This is a genomic window from Lactobacillus helveticus DSM 20075 = CGMCC 1.1877 (assembly GCF_000160855.1).
Taxonomy (GTDB): domain Bacteria; phylum Bacillota; class Bacilli; order Lactobacillales; family Lactobacillaceae; genus Lactobacillus; species Lactobacillus helveticus.
Genome location: NZ_GG700755.1, coordinates 1 through 17,115, shown reverse-complemented (window position 1 = coordinate 17,115; position 17,115 = coordinate 1). Strand labels below are relative to the sequence as shown.

General features: G+C 36.1%; 13 protein-coding genes and 4 pseudogenes. 16 read left to right on the top strand and 1 reads right to left on the bottom strand.

What is annotated here, in order from left to right; translation table 11 throughout:
* Positions 1–173 (bottom strand): annotated as a pseudogene (locus HMPREF0518_RS09775) (LysR family transcriptional regulator); the annotation flags it as partial.
* A 163-nt stretch (positions 174–336) separates the two neighbouring features.
* Here HMPREF0518_RS09775 and HMPREF0518_RS10945 point away from each other — a divergent pair.
* The 16 genes and pseudogenes from HMPREF0518_RS10945 (at position 337) to purD (ending at position 16,955) form a co-directional block, all read left to right on the top strand.
* Positions 337–465, top strand: coding sequence for a hypothetical protein (locus HMPREF0518_RS10945; RefSeq protein WP_003627044.1), 129 nt, complete (start codon positions 337–339; stop codon positions 463–465).
* Positions 419–1,263: pseudogene (locus tag HMPREF0518_RS05790) on the top strand (shikimate dehydrogenase). Before HMPREF0518_RS10945 ends, HMPREF0518_RS05790 begins: the two are co-directional and overlap by 47 nt.
* A gap of 145 nt (positions 1,264–1,408) precedes the next feature.
* Positions 1,409–2,547 (top strand): annotated as a pseudogene (locus HMPREF0518_RS05785) (MFS transporter).
* 15 nt (positions 2,548–2,562) lie between these two features.
* Positions 2,563–3,321: a type I 3-dehydroquinate dehydratase gene (aroD, locus tag HMPREF0518_RS05780; RefSeq protein ID WP_003627036.1), complete on the top strand. Its 759-nt coding sequence runs from the start codon at positions 2,563–2,565 to the stop codon at positions 3,319–3,321.
* Positions 3,322–3,710: 389 nt separating this feature from the next.
* On the top strand, positions 3,711–5,372 hold the full coding sequence (locus tag HMPREF0518_RS05775; protein WP_023192820.1) for a formate--tetrahydrofolate ligase: 1,662 nt from the start codon (positions 3,711–3,713) through the stop codon (positions 5,370–5,372).
* Positions 5,373–5,382: 10 nt separating this feature from the next.
* Entirely contained in the window at positions 5,383–5,871 is a 489-nt protein-coding gene (purE, locus tag HMPREF0518_RS05770; protein WP_003627031.1) for a 5-(carboxyamino)imidazole ribonucleotide mutase, read from the top strand.
* The gene (purK, locus tag HMPREF0518_RS05765) at positions 5,864–7,000 is read left to right on the top strand and encodes a 5-(carboxyamino)imidazole ribonucleotide synthase (RefSeq protein WP_003629555.1); all 1,137 of its coding nucleotides are present in this window, start codon (positions 5,864–5,866) and stop codon (positions 6,998–7,000) included. Before purE ends, purK begins: the two co-directional genes overlap by 8 nt.
* A gap of 197 nt (positions 7,001–7,197) precedes the next feature.
* A complete protein-coding gene (purC, locus tag HMPREF0518_RS05760; protein WP_003627029.1) occupies positions 7,198–7,914 on the top strand; it encodes a phosphoribosylaminoimidazolesuccinocarboxamide synthase in 717 nt (238 codons plus the stop codon).
* A complete protein-coding gene (gene purS, locus HMPREF0518_RS05755; RefSeq protein ID WP_003627027.1) occupies positions 7,914–8,165 on the top strand; it encodes a phosphoribosylformylglycinamidine synthase subunit PurS in 252 nt (83 codons plus the stop codon). The genes purC and purS overlap by 1 nt, the downstream gene beginning before the upstream one ends.
* The gene (purQ, locus tag HMPREF0518_RS05750) at positions 8,165–8,836 is read left to right on the top strand and encodes a phosphoribosylformylglycinamidine synthase subunit PurQ (RefSeq protein ID WP_003627026.1); all 672 of its coding nucleotides are present in this window, start codon (positions 8,165–8,167) and stop codon (positions 8,834–8,836) included. Before purS ends, purQ begins: the two co-directional genes overlap by 1 nt.
* Positions 8,833–11,064: a phosphoribosylformylglycinamidine synthase subunit PurL gene (purL, locus tag HMPREF0518_RS05745; RefSeq protein ID WP_003627025.1), complete on the top strand. Its 2,232-nt coding sequence runs from the start codon at positions 8,833–8,835 to the stop codon at positions 11,062–11,064. Before purQ ends, purL begins: the two co-directional genes overlap by 4 nt.
* Entirely contained in the window at positions 11,040–12,473 is a 1,434-nt protein-coding gene (purF, locus tag HMPREF0518_RS05740; protein ID WP_003627024.1) for an amidophosphoribosyltransferase, read from the top strand. The genes purL and purF overlap by 25 nt, the downstream gene beginning before the upstream one ends.
* Before the next feature lie 31 nt (positions 12,474–12,504).
* Complete coding sequence (purM, locus tag HMPREF0518_RS05735; RefSeq protein WP_003627023.1) at positions 12,505–13,554, top strand: phosphoribosylformylglycinamidine cyclo-ligase; 1,050 nt, start codon at positions 12,505–12,507, stop codon at positions 13,552–13,554.
* Positions 13,551–14,072, top strand: a pseudogene (purN, locus tag HMPREF0518_RS10775) (phosphoribosylglycinamide formyltransferase); the annotation flags it as partial. The gene purM and the pseudogene purN, both read left to right, overlap by 4 nt.
* Positions 14,073–14,144: 72 nt before the next feature.
* Positions 14,145–15,686 carry a bifunctional phosphoribosylaminoimidazolecarboxamide formyltransferase/IMP cyclohydrolase gene (purH, locus tag HMPREF0518_RS05730; protein WP_035504856.1) on the top strand — a complete coding sequence of 514 codons (1,542 nt, stop codon included), beginning with the start codon at positions 14,145–14,147 and terminating at the stop codon, positions 15,684–15,686.
* Positions 15,687–15,698: 12 nt separating this feature from the next.
* Entirely contained in the window at positions 15,699–16,955 is a 1,257-nt protein-coding gene (gene purD / locus HMPREF0518_RS05725) for a phosphoribosylamine--glycine ligase (RefSeq protein ID WP_003627020.1), read from the top strand.
* Positions 16,956–17,115 lie beyond the last annotated feature (160 nt).

Here is a 17,115-nt window from a genome sequence, read left to right as displayed (position 1 = left end):
TCAGTTTAATATTTCGGCCATCTTTTTCAAAAAGAGGAATACCTATTTCTTTTTCAAGAGTACTAATTGCATATGATAAAGATGGTTGTGAAATATCTAGTTCTTCAGCAGCTTTGGCCATATGTTCCGTTTTTTGCTAAGGTAACAAAAAATTCAAGGTGACGTAAATTCATCAAGCTCCATTTCTCTAGGAAAATTATGTTGTCGTTATTTAAATCATAAAGAAATTCAAGCAATAAAACAACTTTCTTTTATTTATTGTATAAAATGCAAGCGGTAACATAAAGATGTCTTAAGAAATGATTTAACTTATTTTGATAAGAGGAGAAAACTATTATGGCAAATGATGATAGAAGTAATGAAATTGAAAACGTTAAAATTACCGGTTTAGATGGTAACCCAATTATTGGCTGGCTTGATGGCTTATCCAATTCGTCATTCAATGTCACCAACGATGCACAATAATTCTTTTGCAAAACTTGGCTTAAATGGGGCTTACCTTTGTTTTGAAATTGGTAATGATAAGCTTGAAGGTGCGGTTAACGCAATCCGTACTTTAGATATGCGTGGCTCAAACGTTTCAATGCCAAACAAGAAGGAAGTTATTAAGTACTTGGATAAGCTTTCTCCAGCTTCTAAGATGTGTGATGCAGTAAATACTATTGTTAACGATCATGGTACCTTGACGGGCTATACTACTGACGGTATTGGTTTTGTTCAATCGCTTAAAGACGAAGGCATTTCTATTAAGAATAAAGTTATGACGCTAGCTGGTGCTGGTGGTGCCGCAACTCCGATCGCTGTTCAATCTGCCCTTGATGGTGTTAAAGAGATTAAGATCTTTAATATTAAAGATGACAAGTGGGCACAGGCTGAAAAGAATGTTAAGACAATTAAGGAAAATACTGACTGTAAAGTTTCTCTTACTGACTTAGCAGATCAAGATGCGTTCAAGAAAGCTATTGCTGAATCAGATATTTACTGTGATGCTACTGGTGTTGGTATGAAGCCACTTGAAGACAAGACTTTAGTTTCTGATCCATCATGGTCCATAAAGATATGGTCGTCTTTGATACTGTTTATGCTCCATGAACTACTAAATTAATGAAGGTTGCACAAAAAGCCGGTGTTAAACATGTCTTTGATGGTATCGGCATGATGATTGAACAAGGTGCTGCTTCATTTAAACTTTGGACCGGTAAAGATATGCCAACTGATTACATTCGTGAGATTATGTTTTCAGATAAAGAAGAGAACAAATAATTATTAATTTGATAGGATAATTGTTTGACCTCCTGCAGGTTTATCCTACAGAAGGTTTTTCTGAAGGAGAAAAACATGAAAAAATAAATATACGCCGACAGCGTTAGCACTTTATTTTAAGTATTTCGTTCATGGCACGGGTGTAATTATTTTATTTCAGAATGCATCTGCACTTGCTCACCAATGGGGGGTACAACTGTAACTGGCGCTTTGGCTGTAGTTTCTGCACTTGGTGTTGGACGAATTATTAACTTGCTTATTTCAGGTGTATTGTCAGACAAGTTTGGCCGTAAACCATTTGTACAATTAGGTATTGCAACGTACTTCATCTTCTTTATAGGGATCTTATTTTCTAAGAATGTTGTTGTTGCATATATTCTTGGAATTTTAGCTGGTATGGCTAACTCATTCCTTGATACTGGTACTTATCCTGGTTTGATGGAAATTTATCCAAATGCTAAAGGGACTTCAAATGTTATTTTGAAAGCATTTATTTCAGCAGGTCAATTCTTGTTACCATTCATCGTTAGTGGATTAGCTGCTGCTGGAATGTGGTATGGCTGGTCATTCTTGATTCCTGCTGCTATTTTAGTAATTACTTTCTTATACTTTCTCTTCGGTGGAGCTTTTCCAGATTCAAAGGCGGTAGCTGAAGCAGATGAAAAGAGGGAAAAGCAGGAACGTGCTAATAATGATTCAACAATTAAGAGCAATCTTTGGCTTGACGGAACTTTATTCATTATCTATGGCTATATTTTTCAAGCTACCTTCTACCTTGTAAGTCAGATGTTGACACAATATGGTCAAGAAATTGGCCATATGGCACAAGGTGCAGCTCACTCGCTTGTTTCTTTGTATTCATTAGGTTCGATTATCTGTGTATTATTAACCGCAGTTTTAGGTAAAAAGATTAGTGAAATTCAATTCGTACCTGTATACACTCTTGGTGCTTTTGTTTCCATTTTATTAATGTGGCTTTTCCCATCTAGTGCATTTTTAATGGGAATATTGGCTTTCTTAGTTGGTTTCTTTGCTGCTGGTGGTGTAATGCAATTAGCTTTAACTGTCATGGCAGACTTTTTCCCAGCAGGTAAAGGTACTGTTACCGGATTTTTCTATACTGTAGGTTCAATAGCTTCGTTTACTATTCCACTATTCATTGGTTGGATTGGAAATATGAGAAATGTAATGCTCTTTGATGTCGTAATTGCTTTAATCGGATTTATTGATACTACTTTAATTGCAATTAGATATAAGAAGTTATTTGGAAAATTAGGTAAATAATTCTGAGGTGTAAAAATGACTACTGTAAAGATTAGAAATATTAATTTAGGCGAAGGCTTACCTAAAATAGCTGTCCCTAACGTTGGTACTAACGAAAATGAAATTTTATCTTCTGCAAAGGAAATTGCTTCTGCTAAGCCAGATTTGATGGAATGGCGAATTGATTATTATACAGATGGTATTAAAGATACTGATAAATTAATTGCAACTGCTAAAGAGCTTCGCAATGCTGTGGGGGAATTGCCAATTCTTGTTACTTTTAGAACCAAAAATGAAGGTGGAGTTTTGGAATTAAGTGAGGATAACTACCTTAACTTGGTTCAAACAGTAATTGAGAATCGCTTAGGCGATGCTGTTGACATTGAACTTTTCCATGATGAAAAACGAGTAAAGAGTTTGGTTGAAGCAGCTCACAATTATAATGTGGTTGTAATTATGAGCAATCATGATTTTGAAAAAGTTCCTGCAAAAGACGTCATTGAATTTCTCTTAAAGAAAATGGCAGAAATGGGTGCAGATGTCCCTAAACTTGGATGCATGCCACATACTGCAGAAGATGTTTTAACTTTACTTACTGCAACTAATGAAGTTCGTCATGAAATCGATAATCCTTTGATTACAATGGCAATGGGTGATATTGGTAAAGTTACTCGTGTTGCCGGTCAAGTATTTGGTTCCAGTCTTTCATTTGGTGCTGTAGGTAAGACTTCCGCTCCAGGTCAATTGTCAATTGATGATTTACGTAATGCAGAAAGTTACTTAGAAATTAAATAATTTATTGAAAGTCCTTTTTTATAATGAAAAGCATCCTTGTGAGATTTTTTCTCATTCAGGGATGCTTTTTTTAAACAGATTAATATTTGGTTACAAATAGTTTTTTACTAGGAACTTTTTATGCTTTAATTGGTTTCTTTGCTCTTATTGAATCATCATGCATTGCTTTGACATTGTCAAATATTTTGTGTAAATAGATCTTTCTGCTTGTCTTTTCATAAAGTCATTGCGATATTTTTAATTAAGTGTTGCAATGATTTTTATTTATATAGTTCGTATTATATCTATTTACTTTTGCCAAAATACCTTGTATTCTATAAATACAAACAAAATAGGAATAATGATCATAAATATGATAATTATTGTTAATGTTGCTGAAGGAGGGGATTATGTCGACAGACATTGAAATTGCTGATGCTGCCAAAATGCAACCTATTACTGAAATCGCTGCTAAACTTGCCTTAAAAAAAGATGATTTTGAACAATATGGTAAGTATAAGGCTAAGATTAATTTCCCTGTTAAAGAAATTTCAGGTAAAAAACATAAATTGATTTTAGTAACAGGAATTAATCCAACTCCGGCTGGAGAAGGAAAGTCCACGGTTCTAGTTGGCTTAGGGGATGCGATGAATCAATTAGGCCATCAAACTACAATTGCTATGCGTGAGCCATCGATGGGACCTGTTTTTGGAATTAAAGGAGGTGCAACTGGTGGCGGTTATAGTCAGATTATCCCAATGGAGGACATGAACCTTCATTTTACTGGCGACTTACACGCTTTGACCTCTGCCAACAATACTTTGGCTGCGCTAATTGACAATTACATTATGCGCGATAATAAGTTGGGACTTGATCCTCGTAGGATTATTTGGCGTAGGGTTGAAGATGTGAATGATCGTGCTTTAAGGACTGTTGTTACAGGATTAGGTGGTTTGAGCCAAGGAGTTCCTAGAGAGACCGGCTTTGATATTACTGCAGCTTCAGAAATGATGGCAATTCTTTGTTTATCTGAAAGTCTTCATGATTTGAAGCGAAGAATTGGGCGAATTGTTGTCGGCTATTCTTATGAGAAAAAGCCGATTACTGTTGATGAATTAGGTTTTACCGGTGCTATTACGCTTTTATTGAAAGATGCCATTAAACCTAATTTAGTCCAATCTCTTGGGCATACCCCGGCGATTATTCATGGTGGGCCATTTGCTAATATTGCTCATGGTTGTAACTCTGTTTTAGCAACACAAATTGCAATGGCTAGATCAGATTATACCGTTACTGAATCAGGTTTTGGCGCAGATCTTGGTGCAGAAAAATTTTTAGATATTAAATGCAGGGTGCTAAAGAAAATACCCGATGCAGCGGTCATTGTAGCAACGGCAAGAGCTTTGAAATATAACGGTGGCGTAGATAAAAAAGATCTAACTAAAGAAAACATTTCTGCTTTGAAGAAAGGGATGGCGAATTTAGCTCGCCATGTTCACAACATCCAAAAGTATGGCATTCCAGTTGTTGTGGCAATTAATCATTTTGATTCTGATACTGAAGCCGAAATTCAAACTATTAAAGATGCTTGTCAAGAAATGGATATAAAGGGGATTAGAGTTGATGCTTGGGCTAAGGGCGGCAACGGCACACAAGATTTAGCTAAAGAAGTTATTGCCTTAACTAAAAAAAAGTATGATTTTATTCCCTTATATGATGAAAATGATTCAATAGAAGAAAAAATTACTACTATAGCTACCAAAATTTATGGTGCTAAACGTGTTGTTTTTTCTAAAAAAGCAAGAAAGCAAATGAAACAATTTGCTAAATTTGGCTGGGAAAAATTACCAGTATGTATCGCTAAAACCCAATATTCATTTACAGACGACCAAACTAAGTTAGGTGCTCCAACGGATTTTGATTTTCATATTCGTGATTTAGTTCCAAAACTTGGAGCAGGCTTTATCGTTGCTTTATCCGGTACCATTATGACCATGCCAGGGTTGGCTAAGCATCCTGCAGCAGAAAATATGGATATTGATGATAATGGCCAAATTAGTGGATTATTTTAAGGAGTAAAAAATGACAGTCAAGATTGCAGTAATTATGGGAAGTAAGTCTGATTGGCCAACGATGAAACATGCGTGTGATTTGCTTGATCAATTTAATGTTGGTTATGAAAAACATGTGATTTCTGCTCATCGAATGCCAACAGAAATGTATGATTTTGCTCAAAAAGCAGAAGAACGCGGAATTAGGGTTATTATTGCTGGTGCTGGGATGGCCGCACATTTACCTGGGATGACAGCCGCAAATACAGTTTTACCAGTGATTGGTGTACCGGGACAAACTAAAGCCTTAGGTGGTATGGATTCACTATTGTCCATTGTACAAATGCCAACGGGCATTCCTGTGGCAACGACGGCAATAGGAAATGCTGGTGCAAGCAATGCAGCTTTACTTGCATTAGAAATTTTAGGCACGAATGATGAAAAATTACGTGGTCGCCTGAAGAATTATCGTCAAAAATTACATGATTTAGCAAAAGAAAGCAGTGGAGAACTTGAGTAGAACGGACTTTATTGGACAAGGAAAAACAATTGGTATTATCGGCGGTGGTCAATTAGGGCAAATGATGGCTATTTCAGCTAAATACTCAGGCATGAAGGTAATTACATTAGATCCCACACCTAATTGCCCTTGTGGTCAAGTAGCTGATGATCAGATTGTAGCTAATTATTCTGATATTTCCGCAATTGAGGAGCTAGCAGAACGCAGTGATGTATTAACCTATGAATTTGAAAATGTTGATTTAAAAGCTCTAGAAGATGTTAAAGATAAAGTTGCTATTCCTCAAGGAACTAAGCTGCTTTATATTACTAAGCATCGAATTAGAGAAAAGAACTTTTTGCGTTCTGCTGGCTGTCAAACTGCGCCATATATTCCGGTTAAAAATAAGTCAGATTTACAAGCAGCTGTAAAGACAATAGGTTACAACTGTGTTCTTAAAACTTGTGAAGGCGGCTATGATGGCCATGGTCAAGAAGTTTTGCATTCAGATGCTGATCTGACCAATGACCACGTTAAACAAATTCTGTCAACAGGTGACTGTATTTTAGAAGGCTGGGTGCCGTTTAAGGTTGAAGCTTCTGTGATGGTTGCTCGTAATGCAATGGGGGAAGTATCGGTCTTTCCTGTTAGTGAAAATTATAATAAAGATGAAATTTTACATATGAGTATCGTACCAGCAAGAATTTCACCTGATGTATATCAAAAAGCACAAAAAATCGCTGTGCAGATTGCTGAAGCGATTGATTTGCGAGGTATTTTGGGCGTAGAGATGTTCGTACTGAATAATGGTGAAATTTATATTAATGAATTAGCACCGCGACCTCATAATTCAGGACACTATTCGATTGAAGCATGCAATTTCAGTCAATTTGATTTACATGATCGTGCTATTTGTAATTGGCCTTTGCCAAAAATCAAACTCATGTCTAAAGTTGTGATGGTAAACGTCTTAGGGCAGCATGTTGCTGGGATTCATAAAATTATTGCGGAAAAGCGTGGCTGGCATTTCCATGATTATGGTAAAGCTGAAATACTTCATAATCGAAAAATGGGTCATGTAACGATTTTAACTGATAATATTGCTAAAACAATTAGCGATATTAATGCAACGCACATTTGGGATAGATGATAGAAGGGCAGACAATCAGTCTGCCTTTCTTTTGCATTTTTCGTATTTTACTGATTAGAAGCTAACAATTTTGAAGTATTTTTTAAGAATATGTTGACATTACTGAACATTGCTTGCTATAATTATACTCAATTAGTGAACAAATATCACTATCAAGTTAATAATTGTTCGTCTTTTAGCAAATAAGGAGAAACAGAATGGAGAAGCTCTTATATAGCGGTAAAGTTAAGCAAATGTGGTCAACTAATGACCCTGAAGTTTTACGAGTTGTTTATACCGATCAGGCAACTGCCGGTAATGGAGAAAAGAAAGACAATTTCAAAGACAAGGCAGAATTAAACAATCAAATTTCTACTTTGATTTTTCAGTATTTGGAAAAGAATGGCGTTCCAACTCACTTCATTAAAAAAATTTCCGACAAAGAAGAGTTGGTTAAAAAGTGTGAAATGTTTCCGCTTGAAGTTGTTACCAGAAATATTGCTGCTGGGCATTTTTCAAGTAGATATGGCTTGGATGAAGGGATGAGATTCGCCATCCCAGTTGAAGAATTATTTTTCAAAAGCGATGAACTAGATGATCCAATTTTGAACTCATCTGATGCTGTTGCTTTAAATGTTGCGACCAAGTCAGAGCAAGAACAGATGTGGAGCTTGTCCCGTCAAGTCAACCAATTATTGATTAATTTATTTGACGAAGCTGGCATGGATCTAGTTGATTTTAAACTTGAATTTGGAAAACTCCATAATGGTCAAATAGTCTTAGCTGATGAATTTTCACCAGATAACTGTCGCTTGTGGGATAAGAAAACAAAATCTCATATGGACAAAGATGTATATCGTCGCGATATTGGTGACTTAACTGCCGTCTATAAAAAAGTACTGGCAAGAATTGAAGAAGTCTTGGAGGAAGATTAATGACGACTATTAGAATCTACGTTACCTACAAGCCATCTGTTTTTGATCCACAAGGTGCTGCAATTACTGATTCTGTTAATTCATTAGGTCATCAAGAAGTTAAAAATATCGTTGTTGGTAAATTCTTTGATATTAAACTTGATGAGGACGATCAAGACAAGGCTAAGCAAGACGTAAAAGAAATTGCAGAAGCCTTGTTGGTTAACTTCAATATGGAAACATATCGCCTTAAAGTTTTGGAGGAAAATTAATGAAAATTGCGATTGTTGTTTTCCCCGGATCTAATTGTGATATTGACATGTATGAAGCGCTCAATACAGTATGTCATGCTGAAGCAGAATATGTTTCATATCGGACAAAGAAATTAGATGGCTTTGATGCAGTAATTTTACCTGGTGGATTTTCTTATGGTGATTACTTAAGAGCTGGTGCAATTGCACGGTTTGCTCCAGTGATTCCAGCTATTAGAAAGATGGCGCAGGATGGCAAACTAGTTCTTGGCGTCTGCAATGGATTTCAAATTTTAACTGAAATGGGGCTTTTACCTGGAGCTTTAAAGCGAAATAATAGCTTGCAATTTATTTGTGAGACAGTAAAGTTGCAGGTTAAAAACAATCAAATACCTTTTACCACTGAATATGATCAAGATCAAATTATTGATATTCCAATTGCTCATGGTGAAGGCAATTATTATGCAGATGATGCTACTTTAGCCGAATTAGAGAAAAATAATCAAATTGTTTTTGAATACTACCAACACAATCCTAATGGGAGCGTCAAAAATATTGCTGGTATTTGTAACAAAGAAGGCAATGTTTTAGGGATGATGCCTCACCCAGAAAGAGCTGTTGAAGAAGTTCTAGGTGGAACTGATGGATTGCCATTATTTAAATCATTTTTGAAATTAGGAGTACTTGCATGAAACAAGCAATGACGCCAGAAGAAATTAAAGAAAAAAAGCCATATCTTGATTGGAGCTTAACTGAACATGAATATGATTATATTTGTGACAAGTTATTAAAGAGATTACCCAATTACACTGAAATTGGTCTTTTTTCAGCAATGTGGAGCGAACATTGTTCTTATAAAAAATCAAAGCCAGTTTTACGACTATTTCCGACAAAAGGAAAGCGCGTTGTTCAAGGTCCTGGTGAAGGTGCAGGGGTAGTTGACATTGATGACGGGCAAGCAGTTGTGTTTAAAGCAGAAAGCCACAATCATCCTACAACTGTTGAACCATATCAAGGAGCAGCTACCGGAGTTGGCGGTATTCTGCGTGATGTTTTTAGTATGGGAGCTCGCCCAGTCGCAATTCTTGATTCTCTTCATTTTGGTGAATTAAAAAATAATCCAACCATGCGCTACAAGATGGAAGAAACCATTCGTGGAGTTGGAGATTATGGTAACTGTATAGGAATTCCTAATTTGGGTGGTGAAACCACTTTTGATTCTTGCTATAATGGAAATATTTTGCTTAATGCTATGTGTGTTGGCTTAATGAACATTAAGGATATGGAACATGGTAAAGCCGTTGGATTAGGTAATTCAATCATGTACGTTGGTGCCAAAACTGGACGTGATGGTATTCATGGGGCAACTTTCGCTTCAGCTGACTTTTCAAAAGAACATGAAACTCAGCGCTCAGCGGTTCAAGTGGGCGACCCATTTATGGAAAAATTATTAATGGAGGCATGTTTAGAACTAATTTTAAAACACCGCGATTGGTTAGTTGGTATTCAAGACATGGGAGCAGCTGGTATCGTATCTTCAAGTGCTGAAATGGCGACTGAAGGCAATGCAGGAATGGAACTCAATCTCGATTTAGTCCCACAAAGAGAACCTAATATGTCAGCTTATGAGATCATGTTGAGTGAATCACAGGAAAGAATGTTGCTCTGCGTTAAAAAAGGACATGAAGAAGATGTTAAGAAAATCTTTAAGGACTACAATCTTGACGCAGTAACCATTGGTCGCGTTATTGAAGGTGAAAACTATGTTCTTTATCATGAAGGAGAAAAAGTTTGTGATATTCCGGTTCGATCATTAACTGAGGATGTGCTCGAAGAACCTAGCAAAGAAATTAAGCCACAATATATTATTGATGCGGAAAAGATGCCAGCATGGCGACCTAGTTTTGAATCATCTGGTGAAATTTTGAAGCGATTATTAAATCAACCAACGATTGCTAATGATCAATTTATCACCCAACAATATGATTCTCAAGTTAGAAGTAATACAATTGTTAAACCTGGTTCAGATGCAGGTGTATTGCGAATTCGACATACTAAAAAAGCTATTGCAATGTGCACTGACACTAATGGACGTTTTGTTTATTTAAATCCCAAAATTGGCGGCCAGAGATTAGTTATTGAAAGTGTATGCAATATCGTGGCTAGTGGTGCAAAACCCTTAGCTATTACTGACTGTCTTAACTATGGTGATCCCAATGATCCAGAAATTTTTTGGAGTTTGCGTGAATCTTGTCAAGGAATTGCAGATGCTTGTCGCATATTTGAGACGCCCGTCGTGTCAGGGAACGTATCCCTTTATAACGAAAACGATGGTCAAGCTATTTATCCTTCACCAATGATCGGGATGGTTGGTTTAATTAAGAATACTGATTATGTTATTCCGATGCACGTGCAAGAAGCTGACGACATTGTTTACTTAGTAGGTAAAACCACTGCGGATTTTGCTGGATCTGAAGTTCAAAAAATGTTGCAAGGTAAGATTAGCGGTTTACCAGAAGCACCTAATTTAGAGTTGATTCATGATTATTTAAAGAACTTGCATAAAGCTATGACTCAAGGACTTGTAACAAGCGCGCACGATTTAAGTGAAGGTGGCTTAGCTGTTAGCCTCGCTGAAATTGTTTTTGACACTGAATTTGGTCTGAATATTAATTTAAGTGAATTCGACAAAACTCTGCTTTTTAGTGAAACACCAGGAAGATTGATTGTTTCAGTTAAGCCAGAAAATAAGAGTGCTTTTGAAAGTCTTTTAGGATCTGCTGTTCAAGAAATTAGTCGAGTTACTGATCAGAGAAAATTGTCTATTAAATTAGCTAACGATGAATTAAATACTGACGTGGCTAGTTTAGAAAAAATCTGGAAGGAGAGTATTCCTTGTTTAATGAAATCAAAAGCTTAAATGAAGAATGCGGAATTTTTGGAATATATAATTCAGAAAATGCTAGTCAGTTAACTTATTTAGGTCTTCATAATTTACAGCATCGTGGTCAAGAGGGAGCTGGAATCGTGTCTAGCGATGGACGACAGCTGTACCAACATCGAGATCGTGGTTTACTTTCAGAAGCATTTGCAGATCCAAATGATTTAAAAAAATTGATTGGTGATAGTGCAATTGGACATGTGCGTTATAGTACGACTGGTCGTAATTCAATTCAGAATGTTCAACCATTTTTGTACCACTTTCTAGATGGGGATGTTGCACTAGCGCATAATGGTAATTTGGTAAATGCTAGTTCTTTAAGGAATCGCTTAGAAAAGCATGGAGCTATTTTTCAATCTGATTCTGATACAGAAATTTTGATTCATTTAATTCGTAATCATATTGAAGATGGTTTTATTCCTGCCTTAAAAAAGAGTTTGAACGAGGTACATGGCGGTTTTGCTTTCTTACTTTTACAAAAAGATCGCATGATTGCGGCACTTGATCCGAATGGGATTAGACCTTTATGTATTGGTAGATTAACAAATGGTGCTTATGTTGTAGCCAGTGAAACATGTGCATTAGATATTGTTCAAGCTGAATTTGTAAGGGATGTACAGCCAGGAGAATTGATAATTTTTGATCAAGAAGGAATGCATATTGATCATTTCACCACCCAAACACAGTTAGCTGTATGTTCGATGGAATATGTTTATTTTGCTAGACCAGATTCTATTATTCATGGCGTAACCGTTCATAATGCTAGAAAACGGATGGGTAAATTATTGGCTCAGGAGCAGCCAGCAGATGTAGATATCGTTATTGGCGTGCCAAATTCATCTTTATCTGCGGCATCTGGTTATGCTGAAGAGCTAGGTCTTCCTTATGAGATGGGATTAGTTAAAAATCAATATGTGGCACGTACTTTTATTGAGCCAACTAAAGAATTACGGGAAAATGCGGTTAAATTAAAACTTTCTGCAGTTCGCGGTGTAGTACAAGGTAAAAAAATCGCTGTAGTTGATGATTCAATTGTGCGTGGAACAACATCTAAACAAATTTGTAGGATGTTAAAAAAAGCTGGTGCTAAAGAAATACATCTACGAATTGCTAGTCCAGCATTTAGGTTTCCTTGTTTTTATGGGATTGATATTTCTACGAGAACAGAATTAATTGCAGCTCATCATTCAGTTGAAGAAATGCAAAAAATATTAGGTGTCGATAGTTTGAGATTTTTAAGTGTAGAAAGTTTGATCAAAGCAATTGATATTCCAGATGCTGGTGAATCACCTTATGGTGGTTTAACTGTAGCCTATTTCAATGGTCAATATCCAACTAAACTGGATGATTATGAACAGGGTTACCTAGCCTCATTAAATGAACAATAGAAGTTAGAACTAGAACTAGGATAAAAATAAAATGAATCGATATAAAGATGCTGGAGTTGATGTTGAAGCCGGCTATGATTTGGTTAAAAGAATAAAAAAGGATATTGCAGCTACTAGTCGTCCAGAAACCAGTGGAACTATTGGCAGTTTTGGTGGCATGTTTGATTTGGAAAAACTTGGCTACCAACATCCAGTTTTAGTTTCTGGAACAGATGGAGTTGGTACAAAGTTAATGATTGCACAAGAGATGGGAATTAATGATACGATTGGCATCGATTGTGTAGCCATGTGCGTGAATGATGTTCTAGCTCAAGGTGCTGAACCGTTGTTTTTCTTAGATTATATTGCGACTGGTCACAATGATCCTGCTAAGTTGGCACAAGTGGTTCATGGTGTAGCTGAAGGGTGCAGGCAAAGTGGTTCTGCCTTAATTGGTGGAGAAACTGCAGAAATGCCAGACATGTATCCTAAAAATGAATACGATTTAGCTGGTTTTTCAACTGGAATTGCTAATAAGGAAGATATTCTTACCCAAGATTTGGCTAAGGAAGGCGATATATTAATTGGGTTACCTTCATCAGGAGTACATTCTAATGGTTTTAGCTTAATTAGACAGGTTTTATTTAAGGATCATCACTTAAAAGTAACAGATCGTCCAGAAGCATTAGAAGGTAAAAGCATCGGAGAAATATTACTAACTCCAACTAAGATATATGTTCAAGCAGTTTTATCATTAGTTAAAAGGCATTTATTACATGGTATTGCTCATATTACCGGTGGTGGTCTAATTGAAAATTTACCTAGGACATATAATGATGACTTACAAGCTGAAGTGAATTTAGGAGCTTGGCCAGTGCAAGCAATTTTTAGATATTTACAAAATAAAGGGCAGCTTAAAGAGCAGGATTGTTTAAATACCTTCAATATGGGTATCGGTTTAGTGTTGCTTGTACCAAAAGCAAATGTCTTACAAGTAAAAGAGCAACTAAAACAAAAAAATGAACAATATTATGAAATTGGGAAATTAAGAAAGAGACCAATTGGAGAGAAAAAAATTGTTTTTAATGGGAGCTTCAAATGAAAATTGCAATTTTAGCTTCAGGAAATGGAACCAATTTTGAAGTTTTAACTAAAAAATTTCAAGCAGGAGAAATTCCTGGAACTGAAGCATTAATGTTTTGTAACCATCCTAATGCTCCTGTAATTAAAAGAGCACAAAGACTAGGTATTCCTTATGAAACATTTTCAGTAAAAGAATGCGGTAGTAAGCAAGCTTATGAATCTCGTCTTCTTAAAGTTTTAAAAGAATACAAGATTGATTTCATTATTCTTTCTGGTTATTTAAGAGTTGTTGGTTCAACTATTTTGAATGAATATCCTGACTCAATTGTGAATCTTCATCCTGCTCTTTTGCCTAAATATCCAGGATTAAATTCCATTGCGAGAGCTTTTGAAGATTATCAAAGGGGGTTAATTGATAAGACGGGAGTAACCGTTCATTTTATTGATGCACGTCTTGATCATGGCCCGATTATTGCTCAAAAAGCAGTTCCTATTTATCCTGATGACACAGAAGAAACATTAGAGACGAGGGTTCATGAAACAGAGCATGAGCTTTTTCCAATGGCAGTTAGTGAAGTTATTCAAACAAGAATGAAACGAGGTAATAAAGTGAAACGCGCATTGGTCAGTGTTAGTGATAAGACAAATTTAGTTCCTTTTGTAAAAGGATTAGTCGAAAATCATTATGAGATTATTTCAACTGGTGGTACTAAGAAAAAGCTTGATGAAGCAGGCATTAAAACAATTAGTGTTGAAGAAATAACTGGTTTTCCTGAAATTTTAGATGGTCGGGTTAAAACTTTAAATCCATACATCCATGGTGGACTTTTAGCTGAAAGAGATAAACCTGAACATATGAAAACATTGGAGAAGCTAAACATTCATACCATTGATCTGGTTTGTGTTAACCTGTATCCATTTAAGCAAACTATCGAGAAGCCTAATGTTGAATTAGCTGATGCTATTGAAAACATTGATATTGGTGGACCAAGTTTACTTAGAGCAGCTTCAAAAAATTATGCTAGTGTAACGGTAGTCACAGATCAAGCTGATTATGATCGAGTACTTAAAGAAATTACCGAAAATGGTGATACTAACTTAAAAACTAGAGCAGAACTTGCTGCTAAAGTATTTAGAACTACGGCAGCTTATGATGCTTTGATTGCTGAATATTTGACTAAGCAGACCGGATTAGAAGATCCTGAAAAACTGACCTTAACGTATGACTTAAAACAAAGGATGCGTTATGGTGAAAACTCTCACCAAAAAGCGTGGCTTTATGAAGACGCATTACCAAAGAAGTTTTCTATTTTACAAGCTGAACAACTACATGGTAAGAAATTGTCTTATAATAATATCAAAGACGCTGATGAAGCACTACGTGCTATTCGTGAGTTTCAAGCTGAACCTACTGTAGTAGCTATGAAGCATATGAATCCATGTGGTATTGGTCGAGGGAAAACACTTGAAGAAGCATGGGATAGAGCATATGAGGCTGATTCGATTTCTATCTTTGGTGGAGTAATTGCATTGAATCGTAAAGTTGATCTTGCAACTGCAAAAAAGATGCATAAGATTTTTCTAGAAATTGTGATCGCACCAGGCTTTGATGATGATGCTCTTGCGGTTTTAGAAAAGAAAAAGAATATTCGTCTTTTGCAACTAGATTTTTCACACGAAAATGAACCAGTACGTTACGAAACTGTATCGGTAATGGGTGGTTTGTTAATGCAAGAACAAGATGTTTTAAATGAAAATGTTGCAGACTGGAAATGCGTAACTGATGTTAAGCCAACTGAGCAGCAACTTAAGACAATGATGTTTGCTTTAAAGGCAGTAAAACATACCAAGTCAAATGCAATTGTTGTAGCAAATAATGAACGAACTTTAGGTGTTGGAGCTGGCCAGCCTAATCGAATTGATTCAGCTAAGATTGCGGTGAAGCATGCGGGTGAGGCGATAGACAATACAGCGGTAATGTCTTCTGATGCATTTTTCCCATTTGGTGATTGTGTTGAATATGCTGGTAAACATGGGATTAAGGCGATTGTTCAACCAGGTGGCTCTGTTCGTGATCAAGAGTCAATCGAAGCTGCTAATAAATATGGCATTGCAATGGTCTTTACTGGTTATAGACATTTCAGACATTAATAGGATACTCAAATGGAAAATAAATTATCAATTCTGGTCGTTGGCTCAGGTGGACGTGAATTTGCTGTAGCAAAAAAATTCAAAGAAAGTCCACTAGTTGAAGAAGTTTATTGTGCTCCGGGTAATAGCGGGATGCAGACTATTGGCGTAAAAAATGTCAATTTGAATGAAATGGATTTAGATGGCTTGCTTGCTTTTGCTCAAGAACATCATATTAGTTGGACTTTTGTTGGACCAGAAAATGTTTTATGTGCTGGAATTGTAGATAAGTTTACTAAAGCTGGTCAGAAAATTTTCGGTCCTAATCAGCGTGCTGCTCAGCTTGAAGGTTCTAAGGAATATGCATTGAAATTTATGGATAAATATAAAGTTCCTACTGCTATGCATGAAACTTTTGATAGTCCTCAAGAATGTATTGCTGGATTAAAGAATTTTTCCTATCCGGTAGTTATTAAAGAAGATGGCTTAGCAGGTGGAAAAGGCGTCACAATTGCGTCTGATGAAGAAGTAGCACAAAAGACAATTAGAGCAATGTTTTCTGGTGGCCAAAAGAAACTTGTGCTTGAAGAATGTTTAGTTGGGCCAGAATATTCGATGTTTGTAGTTGTATCCGAAGATCAATATCGTATCTTACCGATGGCTCAGGATCATAAACGTGTTGGAGATGGTGATCAGGGTCCAAATACCGGAGGCATGGGATCATATTGTCCATTACCCCAACTTAGCAAACACGATCGACAAGAGATGATTGAAAAAATTGTTAAGCCAACTATCCAAGGTTTAATTGCTGGACAATATCATTATCATGGCGTGCTTTATATTGGATTGATGATGACAAGTTCAGGGCCTAAGGTGATTGAATATAATGTTCGTCTAGGTGACCCGGAAACCCAAGTTGTTTTACCGAAAATGAAAACAGATTTTGCCCAACTTGTTGATGCAGCTATCAATGAGGATGTGATGCCAGAAATTGAAGAAAATAATAAGGCAATTCTTGGTGTTGTTCTCTGCGCAGAAGGTTATCCAAAAAATCCTATGCAGATAAAATTAGGTAAATTACCTCAAAGTGATAAAGTCTATATTGATTATGCAAGTGTATCAGGTGATTTATCTAATTTACAAAATAACAGTGGACGTATCTTGATGGTGATTAGTGAGTCTGAAGATTTAAAAAGATCACAAACTAATGTTTATGAGTATTTAAATAGTTTGAATATTCCTCATACATTTTATCGTTATGATATTGGTGATAAGGCACTGAAAGTATAAAATAAGAGTTTCAATTAAGAAATCTAGTCAGTTTTGGTGCTTTCAACTTTCAGTAATGTATTGAAAAATTTCTGTATATATAAAAGCATTCCTATGAGATTTTTCTCATTCAGGGATGCTTTTTTCTAAAACTAAATATTTATATGAGTTTTATTTTGCG